The organism is Streptomyces sp. NPDC002463 (assembly GCF_042889835.1).
GTDB lineage: Bacteria > Actinomycetota > Actinomycetes > Streptomycetales > Streptomycetaceae > Streptomyces > Streptomyces nymphaeiformis.
This window is the reverse complement of sequence record NZ_JBIARL010000007.1, coordinates 184,333-209,246: the sequence shown is the minus strand read 5'-3', so window position 1 is coordinate 209,246 and position 24,914 is coordinate 184,333. Positions and strand designations below refer to the sequence as shown.

Below are 24,914 nucleotides of genomic sequence, written 5' to 3'. Positions count from 1 at the left end.
CAGAGCCCTCTCCCTAGGTCATTCCCCGGGCTGCGGCAGCTGCCGCAGTTCCCGCCACCACGTGCGCAGTTCGCGTACGACCGTCTCCTCGCGCTCGAGCGTGAGCGCGTGCGCCGCGTCCGGGACGCGGACCAGCGAGGCCTGCGGGACGGCGCGCTCGATCTCCTCGGCCGTGGCGCGCATGCCGAGCGTGTCGGCCTCGCCGACGAGCACCCGCACCGGCACGTCGAGCTTCGCCAGCCGGTCGGCCGCGGGCTCGGGCCGCGTGAAGTCCGGAGTGTCCTTCTGCTGCGTGTAGTTGAGCCGCAGCATCTCGGCGACCGCCTCGCGCACGGCCGCCCGCTCGGGCGCCTGCTCGCGGCCGGGGCCGTCGACGAAGAGCCGCACCTCGAGGGCGATCAGCTCCTCGACCGTCCGGGGCACGTCGGCCGGCTCGGCGGTGTCCCAGGCCTCCTCGGCCTCCCCGACGGCTTCGAGCAGCGGGCGCTCCTCGTCCGCGACCGGGGAGTCGAAGCCCGAGACGTCGGGCGCGAGCAGGAAGAGGCCGTCCACCCGCTCGGGGTGGGCGAGGGCGAAGTCGATCGCGAGTCGCGCGCCGCGCGACTCGGCCACGAGCACGGTGGACTCGAGGCCGTACGCGTCGAGGACGCTTCCGAGGTCGGCGAGGTCGGAGAACTCCCCGTCCAGCGTCGTCGTCGACCGGCCGAAGCAGCGGCAGTCGTAGGCGACGGAGAACATCTCGTCGCTCAGCGCCTCCATCAGCGGGTGCCACATCTGGCCGTGGGCGATGCCGGAGTGGACCAGGACGGCCGAGGGGCCGGCCGGGGCGCCGCTGCTCACGGCGTGCAGGGTGCCGCCGGGGACGGTGAGGGTACGCGTTTCCATGTTCATCCTTCGATTGACTGCAAGGGGCGGGTGTCGGACCGCTGATGACAGCCGACCACGAACGAGGCGACTTCCTCGACGTGTTGCAGGAGGAACATGTGACCGCCCTCCCACATCCGGACAGGGCAGTCGCCCTGCCCGTGCGCCGTCCAGGCCGTGAGGCCCTCGACGGGCACGCCGGGGTCGTCGGTGCCCCCGATCGCGTACACCCGGGCGGAGAGCTCGGGGCCCTCCGCGTACCGGTAGCCCATCGCCATCCGGTAGTCGGCGCGCAGGCCCGGCATGACGAGTTCGAGGAGGTCGGGCTGGGTGAAGAACTCCGGGGGCGTCACCCCGTGCGAGCGGAGGCTGGAGAGGATCTCGGCGTCCGTGGGCACCGGCCTGGGCGGCAGCACGACCGGCGCCACCATCCCGGACGCGATCAGGCAGTCGACCGGGCGTGAACGCTCCTGGAGGACGCGGGCCAGTTCGAACGCGACGAGCGAGCCGAAGCTGTGCCCGAACAGGGTCGTCGGCCGCTCGTCCGCGCCGAGCTCGTCGGCCAGGGTGCGGACGAGCAGCCCCATGTCGTCCAGGGGCTCTTCGAGCATCCGGTGTTCGCGTGCGGGCAGATGGGGTGCCCACAGCTCCACCTCGGGGGGAAGCCATCGGGTCCAGCTCTCGTAGACCGTGCCGTTGCCGCCCGCGTAGGGCAGGCACACGATCCGGCTGGTTCCTTCACCGGCGCTGAGCCGTCGGAGCAGGGTCATGGCGGACGATCAGCCCCGGGCGCAGCGCGGACGCATGTCGGTCCACACGGTCTCGATGCGGTCGAGGCACTCGTCCTTGCTGGCGGCCGGGCCGTCGGCCTCCCAGCCGGCGGGCAGCTCGCGGTCGCTGCGCCAGATCGAGTACTGCTCCTCTTCGTTGACCACGACGACGTAGTCGGGCTCTGCGGTGGTCACGCTCATGGGGTTACCTCTTCGGGTGTCGGACGGACGAGGGTGGGTGCGGCGGCGGGGGCGGCCGCCGCGGAGAGCCGGCGGCCGTAGCCGGCGAAGACGAGGCTGATCGCGATGGAGGAGACCGCGATCACGGCCAGGGTCACGGAGCCGGAGGTCGCCTCCAGGGCGATGCCGGCCGCCAGGACGGACAGGGGTTTCAGGCTGAAGGCGGCGACCTGTGCGGTCGTCGTCACCCGGCCGAGGAGCTCGTCCGGGGTGAGCCGCGCCCGCAGCGTGCTGTAGACGATCGCGGAGAGCGACTCCCCGCCGCCGGCGAGGAAGACGACGCCGAGGGCCAGCGGCAGCGACGCGGTGCCGCTCAGGACGAGCAGCGCGACGCTCCCGAGGACCGTGCCGGTGCACATGACGGCGACGGTGGCGGCCTTGATCCGCGAGGCGAGCACGGCGCCGGCGATCGCCCCGACCGCGTAGACCGCGATGATCGACCCGAGCACGCCGGGCGACCAGCCGAGGTCCTCGCGGATGAAGTACGTGGCGCAGATGACGACCGGCGAGGTGAAGAAGGTGACCGCCGCCCAGTAGAGCAGCGCCGCCCGGAGGAGCCGGTGCCCGGCGATGAACCGGAAGCCCTCCAGGACCTGCCGGCGCATCGGTGCGGGCGCCTGCTCCCGCGCGCTCTGCATCGGGCGGCGGATCAGCATCAGGGAGACCGCCGACACCGCGAAGGTCAGCGCGTCGACCGCCAGGGTGCCCGCCCCGCCGATGCCCGTCACCAGGACACCGGCGAGGGCGGGGCCGGCGATGTAGCCGAGCGCGTTGCCGATCGACAGGAGCGAGTTGGCCTCGCCGAGCCGTTCGCGGCCGACCAGCGAGGGCACGCAGGACAGGCAGGCCGCCTCGAAGACGGCGTACAGCACACCGACCGGCACGGCCACCGCGTACAGCACCGGAAGCACCGGAAGATCCAGCCAGGCGGCCAGCGGGACCGCGCCGACGAGCAGCGCGCGTCCCACGTCCGACCAGAGCATCATCCGCCGCCGGTCGAGCCGGTCGGCCCAGGCGCCCGCGGGGACGCCGATCAGCATCATGGGCAGCACCGACAGCATGGCGATCACGCCCATGTGCAGTCCGGAGCCGGTGAGGGCCAGGACGAGCAGCGGCAGGGCGGTCTTGCTCAGCGCGTCACCGAGCGCCGAGGCGCCCTGGCCGCCCGCGAACAGCAGGAAGTCGCGGTCCCGCAGCAGGTTGTGGCCCACGGCCGTGGCCGTGCTCGCAGGTGTGCTCACGGTCAGGCCCAGTCGTCCCAGTCCTTGGCGCCGGTCACGTTGCGCAGACCGCCCTGGGACTTGAAGTACAGCTGCGCCAGGTAGCGCTCGGGGATGCAGGTCAGCCAGCCGAGCGCGTTGTCCTCGCCGACGATCTGGTGGCTGTACGAGATCGAGGTGTCCATGGCCTCGATGGCGTGCCAGTAGCCACTGGGGACGTACAGCGTCTCGCCCGGGTGCAGGACGGTCTCCTCCACGACCACGTCCTTGAAGCGCGGGTGCTGCTGGAGGTCGGGACGGCGGTAGTCGACCTGCGCCATGCCGAACTGGCGGCGGAACGGGCGCGGGTACAGCTTGGCGTGCTGGTCCGGGGAGACGAAGTAGCAGCGCTTGCGGCCGACGACCTGGCTCAGGTAGGCCGCGGTCTGCATGCCGTCGCTGTGGAACGGGGTGACGGTGCCCTTGCTGCCGACGAACATCACGGACGCGACCCGGGAGGACACGGTGGAGCGGGAGGCGCCCTTGCCGCCGCCGCGGTTGAGGAAGAGCTTGGCGAGGTACAGGCCGAGCAGCTTCGCCGGGTTGACCGTGCCGGCCGGCAGCTTGGCCTTGAAGCGGATGTCGGCCCAGTTCGGCGCCAGGTCGGGGAGGTCGTAGTCCTCCTCGAGGCCCGGGTAGTGCTCGACCATCCGGTGGACCGGGTAGGCGCGCAGGTAGTAGGCCTTGCCCTCGTCGGTGTTCTTCTCGATCTCGTCGAGCAGGGCGGACAGCTTCATCCCGCGGAAGCCGCCGACGTTGCCGAGGATCAGCTCCTTGTCGAGCCGCTGGAGGTTGGCGTGGATGTCCAGGTCGCCGAAGTGCTCGCGGAAGTAGTCCAGGCTCCAGCGCTCCATGGCCGGCCAGTCGTCCATCAGGCCGGTGATGATGGCGGGCTTGCGCTTGTACACGTACTCGCGCTTGAACATCTCGGGGTCGGGGTTGTGGAGCCGGTCGATGGCGTCGATCTTGACGGTCGCCTCGGGGAAGATCGTGCCGGCGACGGCCGCGTCCTGCTCGGTCTGGCTGATGGTCATCGTGGGTCCTGTTCGTAAGTCTGTGGGGTGACGGATGGGGGGACTGCGGGCCGCGTCAGTGGGAGAGCGCCGTGCGCAGGCCCTCGTGGATCAGCTCGCAGCCGTACCGGAGGACGTCGAGCTCCATGGTCAGAGCGGGCAGCAGCTTGAGGACGGCCTTGTCGCGGCCGGTGGACTCGACGATCAGGCCGCGCTCGAAGCACCAGGCGACGACCTCGTCGGCGGCCCGGCGGCCTCCGGCGTGCGTCAGGTCGATGCCGATCGCGTGGCCCTCGCTGCGCACCTCGACGCCGGGCAGCGGGTGGCTCTCCCAGAAGTCGCGGAGCAGTTCGGCGCCGTTGCGGGCCTGGTCGAGGAAGGCGTCGTTCTTCCACAGGTCGAGGGCGGCGCAGGCGGCGACGAACGCCAGCTGGTTGCCGCGGAAGGTGCCCGGGTGGTCACCGGCCTTCCAGGAGTCGAGGCCCTCGCGGATGAGGAGGATCGACATCGGCAGGCCCAGGCCGCCGATCGACTTCGAGACGGTGATGAGGTCGGGGACGACCCCGGCCTGCTCGAAGGAGAAGAAGCCACCGGTGCGGCCGCAGCCGGCCTGGATCTCGTCGGCGATCAGCACGATGCCGTACCGGTCGCAGAGCTCGCGCAGGCGGCGCAGGTCCTCGTCGGGGATGCGGTAGACGCCGCCCTCCATCTGGACGACCTCGAGGATCACCGCGGCGGGCACGTCGACGCCGGAGAGGTCGTCGCTCAGGAACTGCTCGAGGAGGTCGATGGTCGGGAAGTGGCCGCGCGGGCCGACCGGGAACGGCAGGTGGGTGACCTCGCCGAGGGCCGTGCCGGCCACCTTGCGCAGCGAGTTGTCCGCCGTCGCGGCGAGGCTGCCGCGGCTGACGCCGTGGTACGCGCCGGAGAAGGCGATGACCTGGGAGCGGCCGGTGTGCTTGCGGGCCAGCTTCAGCGCGGCCTCGACGGCGTCGGTGCCGGTGGAGCCGCAGAACTGGACGCGGTGGTGCAGTCCGCGCGGCTCCAGGATCTCCCGGCCGAAGCGCTCCAGGAACTCGCGCTTGGCCGCCGTGTGGAAGTCCAGGGCGTGCAGGAGCCCGTCGCCCTGGAGGTAGGCGAGGACCTGACGCTTGATGTGGTCGTGGTTGTGGCCGTAGTTGAGGGCGCCGGCGCCGGAGAAGAAGTCGACGTACTCCGTGCCGTCCTCGGCGACCAGGGTGGTGCCGTGCGCCGAGCTGAGCAGCGTGGGGAACGCCCGGCAGTACGAGCGGACGGCGGACTCTCGGGTCTCGAACACCTCGGTGGACGTGGCGGGAGCGGAAGGGGCGAGGGGGGAAGCGGCGCGTTCTGCCATGACCGTCATCGGGGGTCTCCAATCGTGTGGGGGGCGAGCGGGAGCACCTGGCCGACGGTGGCGGCAGGTGTACGGGCGACGGAGGCGAGCAGCGCGAGGTAGTCGTCGAGCAGCTGCCGGGCGTCGGTGTCGGCGACGCGGTCGCCGTAGTACGACAGGGCGATACGGGGTTCGGCGTCGTCGGTGACGTCGAGGCGGAGCGCGTACTCGGTCTGGTTGCGGGTTCCGTCGCTCTCGGCGCCCTCGTGGACGCTCTCGGCCTGCTGGGCGCGGAGCGCCGAGGAGACCGGGTAGTTGGCGACGACGACGACCGAGTCGAACAGCGGTCCTTCGCCGGCGCCCATCCGCTGGAGCGTGCCGGTGGGGACCGAGGTGTGCTCGGCGCCCTCGACGCGGGCCAGCTGGAAGCGGTCGAACAGGGCGGTCAGGCTCTCGTCCCGGTCGATCTCCACCCGTACGGGCAGGGCGGCGATGAACAGGCCGACCGCGCGCTCCAGGCCGTCGACGGCCCGGTCGCGGCCCGCCGAGACCACGCCGACCGTGACGTCGGCGCGCTCCAGCCGGGAGGCCGCGAGGAGCGACCAGCCGGCGCAGGCCAGGGTGGAGAAGGTGTGGCCGTGCTCGGCGCCGCGCTCGCGCAGCGTCCGGGCGACCGCCGGGTCGAGCCGGCCGGCGACCCGGGCGAAGCGGGACGGGCCGAAGTGGCCCGGCTCCGCCGCGAGGCGGGACGGGAGGGCCCCGTCGAGCTGGTTCTGCCAGAAGGCGGTGTCCGCCTCCGGGTCGGTGTGCTCGGCGTCGAGCTCGGGGACCGGCGGGAGGCCGGCGTCGCGTCCTTCGAGGGCGGCGACGTAGAGCGCGAGGAGTTCGTCGAGCAGCACCAGGTTCGACCAGCCGTCGGCGAGCAGGTAGCTCTGGATCTGGCCCAGCCACCAGGTGTTGCGGCCGCGCACCAGCCAGACCCGCCACAGGGGCGGCTCGGAGACGTCGAAGGGCGTGGCCCGCTCGGCCTCCAGGAGGGCGATCAGCTCGTCGGCGACCGTGTCCGGCTCGTGGTCGCTCCAGTCGAGGACCTCGATGACCGGGGCGAGCTCCTCGGCGACGACCGGGGTCCAGGCGCCGTCGCCGTCGCGCCGGAAGCCGGTGCGCAGGGCGGGGTGGCGGTCGGTGAGTGCCCGCCAGGCGGCCCGGAAGCCGTCCGGGTCGATCTCGAAGGGCAGCTCGGTGGTGGACTGCATCTGGTACAGGCCGGGCACCCAGTCGTTCTCCAGGACGTCCAGCATGTGCTGCTGCCCGGTGGTCACCGCCGGCCCGGTGGGGCGGGGACGGGCGGACCCGTCGGCCGGGGCGGCCTCCCGCTCGTCGATCGCCTTCGCGAGCGACTCGATCGTCTGGTGGGCGAAGACCATGCGCGGGGTCATCTCCAGGCCGACGCGGCGGGCCGCGCTGACCATGCGGATGACGGCGATGGAGTTGCCGCCCAGGGTGAAGAAGCCGATGTCGACGGGGACGTCGTCGCGGCCGAGGGCCTCGCGCCACAGCTCCACCAGGGCCCGCTCGGTGTCGGTGCCCGCGGCCCGTCCGGTGACGGCGGCGACCGTGGGCGCCGGCAGCTCGCGGCGGTTGATCTTGCCGTTGTGGGTCAGCGGGAAGGCGTCCATGCGGACGAAGGAGGCGGGCACCATGTGCTGGGGCAGCCGCTCGGCCAGCTGACGCTTGAGCTCGGCGTCCTCGGGGATCTCCCCGCCGGTCGGCGCCACCAGGTAGGCCACCAGCGTCTTCGCGCCGTCGCGCGGGCCGTGCGCCGCGACCAGGCAGGAACCGCCGCCGATGACCTCCCGCAGGGCCGCCTCGATCTCGCCGGTCTCCACCCGGTAGCCGTTGATCTTGATCTGGAAGTCGATGCGGCCGAGCAGCTCCAGGTTGCCGTCCGGCATCCAGCGGGCCCGGTCGCCCGTGCGGTACATCCGCGCCCCGGGCAGCGGGCTGAACGGGTCCGGCAGGAACTTCTCGCCGGTCAGCCGGGCCCGGTTGTGGTAGCCCCAGCCGACGCCGACACCGCCGAGGTACAGCTCGCCGGGGACGCCGACGGGCAGCGGGGACAGCGAGGCGTCGAGGACGTACGAGGTCTGGTTCGCCATCGGGACGCCGTACGGGATGCTGCGCTGCTCCGGCAGGACCTCGCCGATCAGGTGGATCGTCGAGTCCATGGAGACCTCGGTGGCGCCGCCCATGCTGACCAGCTGCGCCGACTCGATGAGCTGCGCCGCGCCGCGCTGCGGCAGCGCCAGCGGGATCCAGTCGCCGCCGAGCAGCACCAGGCGGATCGGCAGCCGCTCCCCGCCGCGTACCTCGGCCTCCTCGACGAGCAGGCCGAACAGTGCGGGGACCGAGTGCCACACCGTGACGGACTCGCGCTCGATCGTCTCGATCCAGCGGTGCGGCGAGCGCTCGTCCTCGGGCGTCGGGAAGACCACGGTCGCACCGGCCATGAGCGTGCCGAACACGTCGTACGCGCTCATGTCGAAGGCCAGCGCGGAGACGCCGAAGACCTTGTCGCCTGGACCGACCTGGAAGCGCCGGTTGAAGTCGGTGAAGTTGTTGACGCGGCCCCGGTGGTCGAGCAGCACGCCCTTGGGCAGACCGGTCGAGCCCGAGGTGTAGATCAGGTACAGCAGGTCGTCCGGGCGGACGTCGCGCTCCGGCCGGGTCGCGGGGAAGTCCCCGGCGGAGGCCGGGTCGACGGCCGTGACGCCGTCGCCGGCGAGCCGGTCGTCACGGGTGACGACCAGGCGGGCGCCGGAGTCCGCCAGCATCCACTGGAGGCGCTCCGCCGGGTAGCCCGGGTCGAGCGGCACATAGCCCGCGCCGGCCTTGGCGACGGCGAGCTGGGTGACGACCAGGTCGACGCCGCGCTCCAGGCAGACGCCGACGCGCTCGCCGCGGCCCGCACCCCGCTCGACGAGCAGGTGGGCGAGGCGGTTGGCGCGGGCGTCGAGCTCGGCGTAGCCGACCGCCTCGTCGCCGCAGACCACGGCGGCGGCGGCCGGATCCACGTCCGCCCACTGCTCGAACAGGCCGTGCGCGGTGGCGTCCTCGGGGTACTCCTCGCCCGTGCGGTTCCACTCCCCGACGACGAGCTCCCACTCGGCCGGGGTCAGCAGGTCCGCGTTGTCGACGTGGACGTCCGGGGTCTCGCACAGTCCGGTGAGCAGCCGCCGGTAGTGGCCGAGGAGGCGCTCGGCGGCGTCGGCGTCGATCACCGACTCGTCGAACTCCAGCGACACCATGACCTCGTCGTCCGTCACCGCGCAGGACAGGTCCAGCGGGAACTTCGCGGTGCCGGAGTGCAGATGCGTCGGGGTCAGCGACAGGTCGCGCAGCCGCATCTCGTGGCCGGGGCCGTTGTTGAAGACGAACATGGCCTCGAAGAGCGGGCTCTCGGCCAGGGTCCGCTGCGGCGCGACCTTGTCGACCAGGACGTCGAAGGGGATCTGGTGCTCCTGCGCCCACAGCGACTCGCGGGTGATCCCGGCGAGCACGTCGCCCAGGGTGCCGGCCCCGGCGGACAGGTCGGCGACGACGGGAACGGTGTTCGCGAAGTAGCCGACCAGCCGCTCGGTCTGCCGGTTCCGGTTGGCCATGACCGTGCCGATGGCGAACCGGGAGGTGCCCGTGTAGCGGTGCAGGAGCACCGCGAACGCGGAGAGCATCACGTTGAACGCGGTCGTGCGGTGCGCCTCGGCGGTGCGCTGGAGCTCACGGCCGAACTGCGCGTCCCACTGGCAGCGGATGCGCCGCCCGGTGCGGGCCGTGCCCCGGTCGCCGCTCGCCGACAGGCCGAGCGGCTGGGCCCAGGCCAGCTGCTCGCGCCACTGCGCGACCAGCCAGTTGTAGTCCGCGGGCTCCTGGGCCCGCTCGTGCACGGCCGCGTCGGCGTAGTCGATGCCGAGCTCCGGGAGCCGGGGCGAGCGGCCCTCGCGGGCCGCGTCGTACAGCTCCGCGAGGTCCTCCAGGAGGACGCCCACCGACCAGGCGTCGGTCGCGATGTGGTGCACGACCAGCGCCAGCAGGTGGTCGTCGGCGGCGATCCGGAACAGCCGGCCGTGCATCACGGGCCCGCCGGCCAGGTCGATCGGCCGGGCCGCCTCGCGCTGCGCGGCGGCCATCGCGGCCTCCTCGCCGCCGGTCTCCTCGACCGGCAGCGGCACCGGCTCGGCGTCCCGCACGACCTGCTCAAGACCGCCGTCCGGCAGCTGCCGGTAGACGGTGCGCAGGACCGCGTGCCGGGCGACGAGCCCGTCGAGGGCGGTGCGCAGCGCGGCGACGTCGAGCGCGCCGCGCAGACGCACGCCGTACGGCACGTTGTACAGCGGGCGGCCGTCCGCGAGGGACTCGGCGACCCACAGCTGCTCCTGGCCGCGGGAGAGCAGGACGCGCGCCGCGGGGTCGCGGCGGCGGATGGTGCGCGCCGCCGCCCGCTGCTTGCCGCGGGCGAGCAGGAGCTGGGCCATCAGCTCCCGCTTGGCCGCGGAGAGGCCCTTGACGGCCTCCCGCTTGGTGGAGACTTCCCCGATCATGCGTCCCTCTCCTCGCCGGCCGCGAGCAGCTCGCGGGCCTGGTCGTCGGTCACACCGTCGAGCAGCACCTCGAGTTCGAGGAGCTCGGCCTCGCTCAGCCCGGCCATCTGGAGCTCCTCCAGCGCCTGGGCGACACCGCGCACGGTGGGCTGCTCGAAGACGGTGCGCAGCGGCAGTTCGATGTCGGTCTGCGCGGCCAGTTCGGCCACGAGACGGGTGGCGAGCAGCGAGTGGCCGCCCAGGGTGAAGAAGTCGTCCAGCGCGCCGACCGCCGGGGTGCCGAGCAGCTCCTCGAAGACCGAGGCCACGAGCCGCTCGGTGGGGCCGGACAGCGCCTCGAAGCGCTGCCGGACCCGCTCGACGGTGACGTCGTCGCGCTGGAGGGCGCCGCGGTCCACCTTGCCGTTGGCGTTGCGCGGCAGCCGGTCGGCGAAGACGTAGCCGGTGGGGACCATGTAGCGCGGCAGACGGGTGCCGAGCGCGGCGGCCAGGACGGCCGGGTCGTGCTCGGTGCCGACCACGCAGGCGACCAGGGTGGGCTCGCCGTCGCAGTCGCGCAGGACGACCGCCGCCTCCCGTACGGCCGGCAGCTCGCACAGCGCCGTCTCGACCTCGCCGGCCTCGATGCGGAAGCCGCGGATCTTCAGCTGGTCGTCGAGGCGGCCGAGGAACTCGAGCCGGCCGTCGGCGTGCAGCCTCACCCGGTCGCCGGTGCGGTAGAGCCGGGCGCCGGGGACCGTCGCGTACGGGTCGGGGACGAAGCGGTCCGCGGTGGCCTTCGGGTCACCGAGGTAGCCGCGGCCGACCACCGGGCCGCCGATGGCGAGCTCGCCCGGCACGCCGAACGGCACACGCCGTCCCTGCGCGTCGAGGACGTACGAGGTGACACCGGCGACGGGGCTGCCGAGCGGGACCGGGCGGTCCGCCGGCGGCGGCGTGGACAGCACCGCGAGGTGGGTGTCGTCCGAGCACTCCGCGGGTCCGTAGGCGTTGACCATCGGGATCCCGGGGAAGCGGCTCAGCCAGTCCGCCGCGAGGTCCGGCGGCAGCGCCTCGCCCGTGGCGATCAGGAACCTGAGGCTCGCCAGGTCGCCGCCCTCCGCGTGGTCGAGCAGCGCCCTGATCATGCCGGGCACCAGCTGGAGCACGGTGACCCCGCGCTCCCGGACGAGGGCGAGCAGCGCCTCGGCGTCGCGGCTGGTGGCGTCGGAGCTGACCACCGTGGTCGCACCGCGCGTGACCGCGACGAGCATCTGCCAGACGGAGATGTCGAAGGACTGCGCGGCGGTCTGGGCGACGACGTCGCCCGAGGTCAGCTCCAGGTCGTGCGCCATCAGCTCCAGGTGGCCCAGGAGGCCGGCCTGTTCGATCTCCACGCCCTTCGGCTCACCGGTCGTACCGGAGGTGAAGATGACGTACGCGCGCCGGTTCGGGTGCGCGGCGGCGGCGTCGAGCGGACGGTCGGCGGCCGCGTCGTCGAGGACGAGGTGGCTGCCGCGGGCCTTGCCGTCGCCGAGCAGGGCGGCGATACGGTCCGCCTGCTCGTCGTCGGTGACCGCGACGACCTCGCCGAGCCGGTCGAGGATCGTGGCGATCCGCCGGTCCGGTACGGCCGGGGAGACCGGCACGTACGTGGCGCCGGCCGCGCCGCAGGCGAGGGCGGCGGCGATGTGCCGGGCGGAGCGCTCGGCACAGACCACCACGGCCTGCTCGGGGCCGGTGGCGGCCGCGGTCAGCCGCTCGGCGAGCGCCGCGACGCGGTCCCGCAGTTCGCGGTAGGTCCAGACGGTGGTCCCGTCGATGACGGCGGGCGCGTCCGGGGTCTGCCGCGCCCAGTGTTCGAGCGCCTCGGCGGTCGTCTTCGTGGTGAGGGCGTCCGGTCCCGCGCTCAGGGCGTCCTGGGCCTCGGCCTCGGCGGCCGAGCGCAGTTCCAGGTCGGCCACGGCCCGCGTCGGGGCGGCGGTGATGCTGCCGAGCAGGGCCTCGAAGTGGTCGAGGAGCTGCTCGCCGGTCTCGGCGTCGAACAGGTCGGCGTTGAGTTCCAGGGTGGCGTGCAGGCCGTCCTTCTCCTCGGCCAGGTCGAGGCTGAGGTCGAACTTGGCGGTGCCGGCGGGGGCGTGCAGCCGCTCCAGCCTGAGGTCGCCGAGGTCGATCTCCGAGTAGGGCGCGTTGTGCAGGGTGAACATGACCTGGAAGAGCGGGCTCACGCTCAGGTCGCGGTGGGGCTGGAGCGCGTCCACGACCCGGTCGAAGGGGACGTCCTGGTTGGCGTAGGCCGCCAGGGTCGTCGAGCGGACCCGTTCGAGGAGCTCGGTGAAGGACTCCTCCGCGGAGAGCTCGTTGCGGAAGACGATCGTGTTCACGAAGAACCCGACCACGTCCTCGATCTCGACCGAGCGGGTGCCGACCGGGGTGGCGACCGCGATGTCGGCCGCGCCGCTGTAGCGGTGCAGCTGGGCGTTGAAGGCCGCGAGGAGGGTCATGAACAGGGTCGCGTTGTGCTCGCGGCCCACGTGCCGTACCCCGTTGACCAGTTCGGCGTCGAGGATCCGGCGGACCGTCAGGCCGCGGTTGGTCATCGCCGCGGGCCTCGGCTTCTGCGCGGGGAACTCGAGCACGGACGCCGGCTTGGCCAGCGTCTCGCACCAGAAGTCGAGCTGCCCCTGGTAGTCGCCGCTCTCGACCCGGTCGCGCTGCCAGCTCGACCAGTCGGCGTACTGCACTTCGAGCTCGGGCAGCGGCGAGGCCGTGCCCTGGCGTCGTGCCTGGTAGAGGGCCGCGAAGTCGCGGACCACGATCTGCAGGCCCCAGCCGTCGGCGACGACGTGGTGCACGGTGAGGACGAAGACGTGGTCCTCGTCGGCCAGCCGGATCAGGGTGGCCTGCTCGAGGGGCGCCTGGGCCAGGTCGAAGCGGTGCCGCGCGGCCTCGTCGACGAGCTCCCACATGCGCTGCTCGGCGGCCTCCTGCGGCTCGTCGCCCAGGTCGACGACCGTGAGCGGCATGGTGACCTCGCCGGCCGGCTCGACGATCTGGCTGACCCGGCCGTCGTCCATGACGATCCGGGTGCGCAGCACCTCGTGCCGGGCGACCAGCTCGTCCAGGGTGGCGGCCAGCGCCTCGGTGTCCAGCGGGCCGCGCATCCGCACGACCGTCGGGCTGTTGTAGGCGCCGGTGTCGCCCTCCAGCTGGTCGAGGACCCACAGGCGTTCCTGGCCGTACGAGGCGGGCAGGGCGCCGGTGCGGGGCAGGACGGTGATCGGTTCGGCGACGGCGGTGCCGCCGGCGACGCCGTCGATGTGGGCGGCGAGGTCCCGCACGGTCTGCTTCTCGAACAGGGTGCGCAGCGCGATCTCGCAGCCGAAGACCCGGCGGATCCGGGACACGACCTGGGTCGCCATCAGCGAGTGCCCGCCGAGGTTGAAGAAGTTGTCCTCGGGACCCACCTGGTGGGCGCCGAGCACGTCCTGCCACAGGCCGGCCACCAGTTCCTCGGTGGGCGTCAGCGGGGTGCGCGGTCCGTCCTCGTGGACACCGGTCGCCGCCGAGGGCTCCGGCAGCGCCGCACGGTCGATCTTGCGGTTCGGGGTGAGCGGGAAGGCGTCGAGCACCACGACGAACGCCGGGACCATGTAGTCCGGGAGCCGCTTGCGGACGTACCCCTTCAGCTCGTTGCCGGCCACCTTCTGGCCGGGCCTGGCCACCACGTAGGCGACGAGGGCGGTCTCGCCGCTCGCGTCGGCGCGGGCCATGACGAGGGCGTCCTGGACCTCCGGCGCGGAGCAGATGACGTGCTGGACCTCGTCGGTCTCGACGCGGTAGCCGCGGATCTTCACCTGGTTGTCGGCGCGGCCGAGCGGGGTGACGGAGCCGTCGGCGAGGTAGCGGCCGAGGTCGCCGGTGCGGTACATGCGGTCGTCGTCGGACGTGCCGAACGGGTTGCGCACGAACTTGACGGCGTTGAGCTGCTCGTCGGCGTAGCCGAGGGAGAGGTGCGGGGAGCGGATGACGATCTCGCCCGGCTCGCCGACGCCGGCCTGCTGCCCGGCCTCGTTGAGGACGAGGAGCTGGACGTCCTTCATGCCGCGACCCAGCGGGTACGTGACGCCCGGGTCGGTCTCGGCGGTGCCGTGGGCTGCGGGGACCACGTAGTAGCCGACCGCGCGCTGCGTCTCGGTGGAGCCGTACAGGTTGACGCAGGTCGCCGAACCGGCCATGCGGGTGATGGCCCGTACGTCACGGCTGGTCAGCGTGTCGCCGAGGAAGAACACCCGCTCCAGGAGGGGCAGCGTGCCCGGGGCGACCGACAGCTGGTCGAAGAGCCGCGCCATCGGGGGCGTCATGTGGCTGACCGACACCTGGGCCGTACGGAACCACTGGGCGAGCCGGCCGGGGGTCTCGACGTCGAGGCGGTCGGGCACGCAGATCGTGGCGCCTGTGACCAGCGGCGTGAACACCTCGCGGTGCAGCGGGTCGTGGCTGATGCCGGAGAGCAGGCTGTAGCGGTCGGTCTCGCGGAGCCCGAAGGTCTCCACCATCCACGGCACGAAGTGGGTCAGGGACCCGTGCGCGCCCCGGATGCCCTTCGGCTTGCCGGTGGAACCCGAGGTGAACGCGATGTACGCGCAGTCCCGCGGGCCCACCTGGACGGCCTCGGCCGGTTCGGCGCCCTGCGGCACCAGGTGCCGGGCGTCGGCGAGGCGGGACGGCAGCTCGAAGCGGCAGTGCAGACCGAACCCCTGGAGCGCGGTGTCCACCGCGAGCGGCACGGCGCCGGCCCCCTCCAGCTGGAGGAAGGCGCTCGGGCGGGCCACCGCCAGGCAGTCGGCGATGCGGTCGGCCGGGTAGCTCGGGTCGAGGATGGCGAACGAGGCTCCGGCGCGCATCACCGACAGGATCGCCCAGACCAGGGAGGCGCTGCGCTCGCCGTAGATGGCGACCACGTCGCCCTTGGCGACGCCCTGCTGGTTCAGCAGGCCGGACATGGCGGACGTCGCCCAGGCGAGGTCGCCGTAGGTGAGCTCCTGGCCCGGCTCGCTGATCGCGATCCGCTGCGGCTCACGGGCGGCGAGACGCTCGAACTGCTCGACGACCGATCCGTACCAGCCGGCGTCCAGCGGTGCGGACGGGTCGGGCAGCTCGCGGCGCGCCTGCGGCGTGTCGAGCCGCAGCGCGTCGATCCGGCTGCCGCTGTCGGCGACGGCCTGCTCGATGACCCGGATCCACTGGGCGAGCAGCTCCCGCGTCGTGGCCTCGTCGAACCGCTCGCCGGCGTACATCAGGTCCAGCGAGAGGCCGGGACCGGCGGGGTCGACGTAGAAGGTGAGGTCGAACTTGGCGCCGAGGTCGGGGACCGCGAAGGTGTCGACCTCGATGCCCGGAAGACCGGACTGGCGCGGCGGGATGTTGAGCAGGTTCAGGTAGACCTGGAACAGCGGCGTGGTGTTCAGGTCGCGCTCGGGGGCCAGCTTCCCGACCAGCGTCTCGAACGGGACGTCCTGGTGCTCGTACGCGTCGAGGGTCGTCGCGCGGACCCGGTCGAGCAGCTCGGCGAAGGTCGGGTCGCCGGACAGGTCGGCGCGCAGCACCAGCGAGTTGATGAAGAAGCCGATCAGGTCCTCCACCTCGCGGTGGCGGCGGCCCGCGATGGGCACGCCGATCGCGAAGTCGCGCTGGCCGGCCAGTCGTCCCAGGGTGAGCTGGAGGGTGGCGGCGAGCACCATGAACAGCGTCGCCCCGGAGCCGGCGGCGAGCCGCTCCATCGCCTCGCGCAGCTCCGGCGTGACGGTCGCCCGCACCCGGTGGCTCTTCTCGTCGTCCGCCGGGGCGGAGCCGGAGCGGGCGATCGGGAGGGTCAGCGAGGGCAGCTCGTCGAGCTTCTCGCACCAGTACGCGACGGAGGCGTCGAGCGCGCCGGAGTCCAGCCGGTGGCGCTGCCAGCGGGAGAACTGCTCGTACGTGACCGGGAGCGGCGGCAGCGGGGTCGCGGGCTCGTGGCCGGTCTCCTCCGCGTAGAAGTGCGTCAGGTCCCGCTTGAGGATCTCCATCGACCAGCCGTCGCCGACGATGTGGTGCAGCGTCAGCACCAGGACGGCGTCGTCGCGGCCGAGGTCCAGGAGCCGGACCCGCAGCAGCGGTCCCGCCGACAGGTCCATCGGCTGTGCGGCCTCGCGCTCGACGAGGGAGAGGGCCTCGGACACCCGCTCCTCGGCGGTGACGCCGGTCAGCGCGGTGCGCGTCAGGGTGACGTCGGCGCGGTCGAGGACGGACTGCGTGAGGACGCCGTCCCGGTGGGCGACGACCGTGCGCAGCGTGGTGTGCCGGTCGACCAGGCGGCCGACGGCCCGCTGGAGCGCGGCCTCGTCGAGGGCGCCGGTGAGCCGGATCGCGCCGGCCAGGTGGTAGCGGCCGGTGAGGGCGTTCTGGCCGGAGCCGTTCTCGATCTCCTCCAGGAGCCACAGGCGTTCCTGCATCACCGACAGCGGCGCGTCGCCGCCGTCGGCGGCGTGGGCCGCGATCCCGCCGGAGGTGTCCCGGGCGGCGGCCGTGTCGCACAGGGCGGCGTAGTCGCGGAGCACGGGCGCCTCGAACAGGGCGCGCAGCGGGACCTCGCGGCCCAGCTCCTCGCCCACCTGCGAGGTGATCACGGTGGCGAGCAGGGAGTGGCCGCCGATGGTGAAGAAGTCGTCGCCGGCGCCGACCGCGTCGACGTCGAGGACCTGGGCCCAGATCCGGGCGACGGTCCGCTCCGTCTCCGTCTCCGGCTCGGCGAAGTCGGCGTGCGCGAAGTCGGCGCGGCGCGGCCGGCCGAGACGGCTCGGGTCGATCTTGCCGCCGGGCAGGCGGGGCAGTTCCGCGGAGGCCACGAACGCGGCCGGGACCATGTGCGGCGGCAGCTCCGCCGCGCACAGCTGCGCGAGCGCCTGCGGGGTCAGCTCCGGGTCGGCGGTCTCGACGTATGCCACCAGGACCCCGTCGAGGCCCCGGACCACGGCCTGGGTCACCCCGGCCAGGGCGAGCAGCACCGACTCGATCTCGGCGGGCTCGACGCGGTAGCCGCGCAGCTTGATCTGGCTGTCGCTGCGGCCGCAGTAGTCCAGGGTCCCGTCGGCGCGCAGCCGGACGAGGTCACCCGTGCGGTACATGCGGGCGCCGGGGACGGCGGAGAACGGGTCGGGCAGGAAGTGCCCGGCGGTCAGCGCGGGCCGGCCGTGGTAGCCGAGGGCCAGACCGGCACCGCCGGCGTACAGCTCGCCGACCGCTCCGGCGACCACCGGCCGCAGGTCCGCGTCCAGGACGTACGCCGTGCCGCCCGGCAGGACCGCGCCGAGCGAGGCGGGCTGCCCCGGCTCCAGGGCGGCGGCCGTGATGGCGACGGTGCACTCGGTGGGGCCGTACGCGTTGACGAAGCGGCGGCCCGGCTGCCACTGCTCGACCAGCTCGGCGCGGCAGGCCTCGCCGCCGGACACCAGGGTCTTCAGGTGCGGCAGGTCGCGGACGGGCAGGGAGGCGATCACCGACGGCGGCAGCAGGCAGACGCTGATGGCGCGCTCGGCCAGGACGTCGGCCAGGGCCTCGCCGACGAGGGCGTGCTCACGGCCGACGACGCACAGGGTGCCGCCCGCGGCGAGCGTGGAGAAGATCTCCCAGACGGAGGCGTCGAAGCTCAGGCTGGCGAACTGCAGCATGCGCGAGCCGGCGTCGATCCCGAAGACACCCGCCTGGGCCGCCGTGAGGTTGGCGAGCGAGCGGTGGGAGACGAGGACGCCCTTGGGGCGGCCGGTGGAGCCCGAGGTGTACAGCAGGTACGCGGGAGCGTCCGGGTCGGCCTGCGGCAGCGCCACGGCCTCGGCCGGGGCCTCGCGCAGCGCCTCCTCGACGAGCTCGCGGGTCACCAGACCGCGCGCCCCCGAGTCGGCCAGCATGAAGTCCTTGCGCTCGGCCGGGTAGGCGGGGTCGATCGGCAGGTACGCCGCTCCGCAGCGCTGCGCCGCGAGGACGGCGACGACGGCCTCGACGGACGGCTCGACCGCCACGGCGACGACGTCACCGGGACGCACGGCGAACCGGTCGGCGATCACGCGGGCGACCTGCTCGACCCGGCTGCGCAGCTCGCCGTAGGTCAGCGCGCTGTCGGCGCCCTCCACGGCGATCGCGTCGGTACGGCTGTCGGCGGCACGCTCGAACTGCGCCCAGAACGTGTCGGGGTGCTGCTCCGCGCCGGTCGCGGCCGGCCAGTGGCCGAGGGCCGCGGCCGCCGAGGGGGTCTCGACGCGCTCGTCGGGGCGCTGCGCCATCGCGCGGGCCGTCTCGGCGAACAGCCGGGCGACGAGCTGCGCGGTCTCGGTCCCGAAGAGGTCCGTGTTGAACTCGAGCCAGCCCGTCAGCGGGCCGCCGTCGTCGGTGATCTCGAAGGTGAGGTCGGTCTTGGCTGTGCCGGTGTACAGCGGGGCGGTCTCGACCCGCAGGCCGGGCAGGGCCGGCGAGGGCAGGGCTCCGCTGCGGACGTCGAGGATCGCCTGGAAGAGCGGGCTGCGGCTGGGGTCGCGGTCCTGGCCGCTCGCCTCGACGATCGCCGAGAACGGCACCCACTTGTGCGGCATCGCCTCCAGGGTGGTGGCGCGGACCCGGGCGACGAGGTCGCGGCCGGTGGCGCCGCCGGGCACCTCGAAGCAGAGCGGGACGGTGTTGACGAAGAAGCCGACGACGTCGTCGTAGGCGCCGTCGCCCGGGCGGTTGGCGTCGGGGACGCCGACGACCACCCGCTCCTGGCCGGTCAGCCGGGAGAGCGTCGAGGAGAGGACGGCGGCCAGCGTCATGAAGACGGTCGCCTGCTGGTCGCGGGCGAGCGCGCGCAGCTGGTCCGAGTCGGCCTGGCCGAGCGTCAGCGGGACGCGCGCGCCGTCGAAGGTCTGCACGGCCGGACGGGTCCGGTCGAAGGGCAGGTCGAGGGCGAGCGGCGCGCCGGCGAGGTGCCCGGCCCAGAAGGCGAGGCCCTGCCGCCCCTCTTCGGAGCCGAGCCGGGCGCCCTCGTCGAGGGCCCAGCGGGCGTACCGGTGGACGACCGCGGGCGGCTCTGCGGCGCCGGTGCCGGCGCCGTGCGCGTACAGCTCGGCGAGCTCTCCGGCGATGATCTCCATCGAGCGGCCGTCGGAGACGATGTGGTGGAAGGCCAGGAGCAGGGCGTGCTCGTCGGGCCCGAACTCCACCAGGGCGGCGCGCATCAGCGGCGGCGTGTCCAGGTCGAACAGCTGCTGGACGTGCTCGCCGACGAGCTCGGAGAGCTCCGCCTCGCGGCGGGCGGGCGCGACCGAGGTCCGGTCGAGGATCTCGAAGGGGCAGGCCAGGGCGGTGTGCACGAAGGGCACGGGCCGGCCGCCCTCGTCCGTGAAGCCGGTGCGCAGCGCCGGGTGCCGCTCGACGAGCGCGTCGAGCGCGCCGCGCAGGACGTCCCGGTCGAGCTCGCCGTACAGCCGGAGGACACCCGGCACGACGTAGGCGCGGGAGCCCGGGGCGAACTTCTCCAGGAACCACAGGCGGCGCTGGCCGAGGGACAGGGTGGGCTCGGCCTCGGCGGCGAAGTCCGCGGCGGCGGTCTCCACCGGCTCCGCGGCGGCCAGTTCGGCGATCCGCGCGGCCTGGGCGCGGACGGTGACGGACTCGAAGAACATCCGCAGCGGCGGCTGGACGCCGAACTCGCGGCGGACCCGGGTGTTCAGGTCGGCGGCGCGCAGCGAGTGGCCGCCGAGCGCGAAGAAGTCCTCGTCGGGACCGACGCCGGCGACTTCGAGGACCTCGCACCAGAGGGCGGCGAGCCTGCTCTCGAGCGGCGACATGTCGGCCGCCCCGGCGGAGCGGGACACGTCGAGGGCCAGCTCGCGCAGGGCGTGCGCGTCGACCTTGCCGTTCGAGGTGAGCGGGATGGCGTCCAGGACGAGGAGGCGGCTGGGGACCATGTAGCTGGGCAGCTCGCGGTTGAGCCAGTCGCGCAGCCCGTCGGTGCTGACGCCCGCGCCGGTGACGGCGGCGATCAGCTCGGTCTCGCCGGCGCCGCGGGTGGCGACGACGGCCGCCTCGGCGACCTCGGGGTGCCGGCGCAGCACCACGTCGACCTCGCCGAGCTCGATGCGGTAGCCGCGCACCTTGACCTGCTGGTCGGCGCGGCCGACGTAGCGCAGCTCGCCGTCGGCGGCGCGGCGCACCAGGTCGCCGGTGGCGTACAGGCGGCGGCCCGGCTCGGTCGCGAACGGGTCCGGGACGAAGCGCTCGGCGGTCTTGCGGGGCTCGGAGGCGTAGCCGCGTCCGACGCCGATGCCGCCGATGTACGCCTCGCCGACGACGCCGTCGGCGACGGGCCGCAGCTCGGCGTCGAGGACGTGGACGACCGCGTCGGTCATGTCGGCGCCGATGGACACGTCGCGGGCGCGGGAGACCCGGCCCGACTCGGGGCCGAGGTGGGCGACGGTCGAGCACACCGTGGTCTCGGTGGTGCCCCAGCGGTTGTACAGCTCCACGTGGGCGCGGTCGGCCGCGAACCACTGGTCGAGCTTGTCGGGGTGCGCGGCCTCGCCGCCGATGAGGATCGAGCGCAGCTGCGGCGGCACCCGTACCCCGGACTCCAGGGCGGTGACGAGGACGTGGAAGAAGGCCGTGGGGATGTCGACGAGGTTGAGGCGCTGTTCCTCGCACCAGGCCCAGAACTGCTCGGGCGAACCGAGCACCGACTCGTCGCGCAGCACCAGGGCGGCGCCCCGGGTCCACGCGGAGAAGATCTCCTCCAGGCAGGGGTCGAAGGTGAGCGGAGCGAACTGCAGCACCCGGTCGCCCTCGGCGACGTCGAAGGCGTCGAGGAAGGACAGCACGTAGCTGACGAGCGAACGGTGCTCGATCTGCACGCCCTTGGGGCGGCCGGTCGAGCCCGAGGTGAAGATGACGTACGCGAGGTTGTCGCCGGTGACGGCGAGCGCGGGACGGTCCTCGGGGAGGTCCGCGCCGGACTCCTCGTCGACGCGGGTCGCCTCGCCCAGGGAGGCCGCGAGCGCGGCGGTCGCGCCGTGGCAGAGGATCCGCTCGCACCGGGCGTCGCCGACCATGTCGGCGAGACGGTTCTGCGGCAGCGTCGGGTCCAGCGGGACGAACGCGGCCCCGGACTTCATGACCGCGAGCATCGCGACGATCAGCTCGGGGGAGCGCTCCAGGCACAGGCCGACGGTCTGCTCGGGGCGCAGGCCGTCCTGCCGCAGCCGGTGCGCGAGACGGTTCGCCGCGGCTTCCACCTGGGCGTACGTCAGCTCCTCGGCGCCGGCCACCAGGGCGGTCGCGTCGGGGATGCGGTCGGCCGTCGCCTCGAACAGCTCGTGGACGGAGGTGATGCCCTCCTGGGTGCGGGCGGGGACGCCGGCCCGGGAGAGGGACTCGGTCGCGCCGGTCAGCCGCAGCGCGGAGACCGGGGACGCGCCCTGGACGACGATCTGCCGGAGCAGCTCCAGGAACTGCTCGCCCAGCTGCCCGGCGAGGGCCTCGTCGAAGCGGTCCGCGCGGACCAGCATGTGCGCGAGCAGGCCGCCGTCGGCCGGGATCGCGTGCAGGGTGATGTCGAACTGGGTGGCCAGCTCACCGGCCGGGAACGGCTGGAGGGTGAGGTCGCCGAGGACCGCGCCGGTGCTGCCCGCGCCGAAGAGGACCGAGGTGACGTCGTCGGCGATCGCGGTGTGCGGCCGCTCGAAGACGACGGCCGTGTTGATCGCGGCCGAGGTGTTGCCCTGGGCGCGCAGCAGCTCGACGAGGCGGCTGACCGGGAAGTGCTGGTGGCCGAGCGAGCGGCGCAGCTGCTGTCCGGTGCTGCGGATCAGCTCGGTGACGGTCGGGTGGGCGCCGGGCTCGGCGCGGACCGGGATGGTGTTGGCGAAGTAGCCGAGGGTGTTGCGGAAGCGGGCCTGCGGACGGCCGGCCGTGGTGGCGCCGACGACGAAGTCACGCGCGCCGCTGTGCGCGGCGACGAGGACCTCGAAGGCCGCCATCAGGACGGAGAAGACCGTCGTGTCGCTCTCGCCCGCGGTCTTCTCGAGCGCGGCGAGCAGCTCGGCGTCCACCGTCACCCGGTGGCTCGCGATGCCCAGGTCCGGCCGCGGCACCTCCCGTACGGGGAGCGTGGGCGCCTGGACGTCACCGTCGAGGAGGCCGAGCCAGTAGCGCTCGTCGGCCTGCCACTGGGGGGAGCGCTCGTAGTCCTGCTGCCAGCGGACGAACTCCTCGTAGCCGACGGCCGCCGGGAGCTCGGGGGCGCGCTCGTGCAGCAGGTCGCCGTAGACGGTGGTCAGCTCGTCGAGCAGGGTCACCACCGACCAGAAGTCCGTGATGGCGTGGTGCTGCGCGAGCACCAGGACCGGTGCGCCGCAGCCGGTGAACAGCTTCGCGCGGGCGACGTCGCCGTGCTCGATGTCGAAGGGGTCGAGGGCGCACGCGTCGACGCGGGCCCGGAGCTCCTGCTCCGTCTCGCCCGTCAGGTCGACGACGTCGAGCTCGAACGGCTTGGTGGGGTCGACGAGTTGCACGCGGCGGCTGCCGTCGACGCCGAAACCGGCGGTGAGGATGGGGTGGCGGGTGCCGATGTGGCGTACGGCGGCGGCGAGGACCCCGGCGTCGACCGGCTCCTCCAGCCGGACGGCGACGGAGACGTTCTGCCGGCAGTCCGGGCCTTCGAGGTCCCGCATGAACAGCAGCGACTGCTGACCGGCCGACAGCGGTACGGCTCCGCCGCGCTGCCCGGACGTCTGCCCGGCCGGCGCCTCGGGGGCGGACTCCAGGCCCTCCTCGACCGCGGCCGCGATCTCGCGCAGGCTCGTCGGCTGGAGCAGCAGGCCCGGGTCGGTGACGACACCGAGCTGCTCCTCGATGCGGAAGGCGAGGTCGACCGCGGCCAGCGAGTCGAGGTCGAGGTCGGCGACCATCGTGGCGGGCGCGTCGCCCTCGCCACGGCCGACCAGGCTCAGGGCGCGCTCGATCGCGTCGACGCGCTCCTCGCGGGCGAGCGGGAGGAGTTCGGCGCGCGACGGCAGGGCGAGCTCGCGGCGCTCGCCGCGGACGGCGGCGGTGGTGGAGCGGCGGTAGACCTCGCCCTCGACCTGCCCGGCGGTGTACGCCGTGCGGCCGGCCAGGCGCTGGATCTTGCCGCTGGAGGTCTTGGCCAGGCTGCGGGCGGCGAGCAGGACCACGTCGTGCAGGGCGATGCCGTGCTCCTGCTGGACGGCCGCGGCGATCGCGTCGGCGATCCCGGGGAGGTCCTCCTCGGTGGCGGAGGCGGCGACCTCGTGCAGGATCACGCACTGTTCGCCGTCCGCGGTCTCCACCGAGAACGCGGCGCCGCAGCCGGGGCGCGCGAGCGGCGAGGCCGCGACGGCGGTCTCCTCCAGGTCGTGCGCGTAGAGGTTGCGGCCGCGGACGACCATCATCTCCTTGAGGCGCCCGGTGACGAAGATCTGCTCGTCGAGGACGAAGCCGAGGTCGCCGGTGCGCAGGTACGGCTTCGGGTCGTCCGCGAGGCGGGCGCCGAAGGCCGTCTCGGTCGCGGCCTCGTCCTCCCAGTAGCCGGCGGCGACGGAGGCGCCGCGCACCCACAGCTCGCCGACCGTGCCGGGGGCGACGCGCTCGCCGGACTCCGGGTCGACGACGGCGAGTTCGTGGCGGTCGGCGACGAGGCCGGAGGAGACCAGGTGGTCGCCGTCCGGGAGCTCCTCGGCACGGCCCTGCTCCAGGGCGGGGCGGTCGACGCGAATGCTGTGCGTGCCGTTGCCGCGGCCGGCGCCGGCGACGAACAGGGTGGCCTCGGCGAGGCCGTAGCAGGGCAGCAGCGCGGAGCGGTCGAAGCCGCTGACGGCGAAGGCGTCGGCGAAGCGCTCCATGGTGCGGTTGCGGACCGGCTCGGCGCCGCAGAAGGCGACCCGCCAGGACGACAGGTCGAGGTTCTCCCGCTCGGCGGGGGTGCTCTTGTTGACGCAGAGGTCGAAGGCGAAGTTCGGGCCGCCGCTGACGGTCGCGCCGCGGCTGGAGATGGCCTCCAGCCAGCGCATCGGCCGGCGCATGAACTCGAGCGGCGACATCAGGACGTTGGACAGGCCGGACAGCATCGGCTGCAGGACGCCGCCGAGCAGACCCATGTCGTGGTAGAAGGGCAGCCACGAGGCGACGATGTCGCCGTCGCCGAGGCCGAAGGCGCCGGCGATCGCGGAGCCGTTGGACAGCAGGTTCCCGTGGGTCACCACGACACCGCGCGGGGTGCCGGTGGAGCCGGACGTGTACTGGAGCAGGGCGACCGAGTCGGGGGCGACGGCCGGCATGCGCCAGTCGTCGGCGCCCTCCAGCATCGCCTCCTCGGTGACGATCCACGGCAGCCGGGCCACCTCGGGCGCCTGCTGCTCGAACAGCTCACGGGTGAAGGCCTGCACGAGGCCGTCGGTGAGGACGATCTCGGCGCGGGAGCTCTGCACCACCGCGCGCAGCCGGGGCAGCGTACGGGCGACGCGCATCGGGTCCGGCGGGTAGACCGGGACCGCGACCATGCCGGCGTACAGCGTGGCCACGAAGCCCACGACGAAGTGCTCGCCCGGTGGGTAGAGCAGCATGACCCGCGCACCCGGCTTGGCCCGCTCCAGGAGCGAGACGGCTATCGCCCGCGCACGCCTGTCGATCTCGAGCATGCTGAGCTTCGTGTCGACGCCACCGGCGTCGGCGAGGAATTCGTAGCTTGCGTCGGCACCGCGCTCGGAGACGTTGCGGCGGATGACATCAACGACAGAATTGTTTGCGTACATAGACCG

8 protein-coding genes are annotated in these 24,914 nt (G+C 73.5%); all 8 read right to left on the bottom strand.

Annotated elements, in window-relative coordinates; all coding sequences use genetic code 11:
* Positions 1-18 precede the first annotated feature (18 nt).
* The 8 genes from ACFYX3_RS16630 to ACFYX3_RS16595 are packed head-to-tail and all read right to left on the bottom strand — an operon-like array spanning position 19 to position 24,908.
* The gene (locus ACFYX3_RS16630) at positions 19-885 is read right to left on the bottom strand and encodes an alpha/beta fold hydrolase (RefSeq protein WP_385663170.1); all 867 of its coding nucleotides are present in this window, start codon (positions 883-885) and stop codon (positions 19-21) included.
* 2 nt (positions 886-887) lie between these two features.
* On the bottom strand, positions 888-1,634 hold the full coding sequence (locus tag ACFYX3_RS16625) for a thioesterase II family protein (protein WP_389013595.1): 747 nt from the start codon (positions 1,632-1,634) through the stop codon (positions 888-890).
* A 9-nt stretch (positions 1,635-1,643) separates the two neighbouring features.
* The gene (locus ACFYX3_RS16620) at positions 1,644-1,835 is read right to left on the bottom strand and encodes an MbtH family NRPS accessory protein (RefSeq protein ID WP_116159924.1); all 192 of its coding nucleotides are present in this window, start codon (positions 1,833-1,835) and stop codon (positions 1,644-1,646) included.
* Positions 1,832-3,115, bottom strand: a complete 1,284-nt coding sequence (locus ACFYX3_RS16615; RefSeq protein ID WP_389013592.1) for an MFS transporter — start codon at positions 3,113-3,115, stop codon at positions 1,832-1,834. Before ACFYX3_RS16615 ends, ACFYX3_RS16620 begins: the two co-directional genes overlap by 4 nt.
* 2 nt (positions 3,116-3,117) lie before the next feature.
* Positions 3,118-4,167 (bottom strand): cupin-like domain-containing protein, encoded by a 1,050-nt coding sequence (locus ACFYX3_RS16610; RefSeq protein ID WP_389013589.1) that lies wholly within the window; start codon positions 4,165-4,167, stop codon positions 3,118-3,120.
* 55 nt (positions 4,168-4,222) lie between these two features.
* On the bottom strand, positions 4,223-5,530 hold the full coding sequence (locus tag ACFYX3_RS16605) for a diaminobutyrate--2-oxoglutarate transaminase (RefSeq protein ID WP_389013586.1): 1,308 nt from the start codon (positions 5,528-5,530) through the stop codon (positions 4,223-4,225).
* A complete protein-coding gene (locus tag ACFYX3_RS16600) occupies positions 5,527-10,098 on the bottom strand; it encodes an amino acid adenylation domain-containing protein (RefSeq protein ID WP_389013583.1) in 4,572 nt (1,523 codons plus the stop codon). The genes ACFYX3_RS16605 and ACFYX3_RS16600 overlap by 4 nt, the downstream gene beginning before the upstream one ends.
* On the bottom strand, positions 10,095-24,908 hold the full coding sequence (locus ACFYX3_RS16595) for an amino acid adenylation domain-containing protein (protein WP_389013580.1): 14,814 nt from the start codon (positions 24,906-24,908) through the stop codon (positions 10,095-10,097). The genes ACFYX3_RS16600 and ACFYX3_RS16595 overlap by 4 nt, the downstream gene beginning before the upstream one ends.
* Positions 24,909-24,914: the final 6 nt, after the last annotated feature.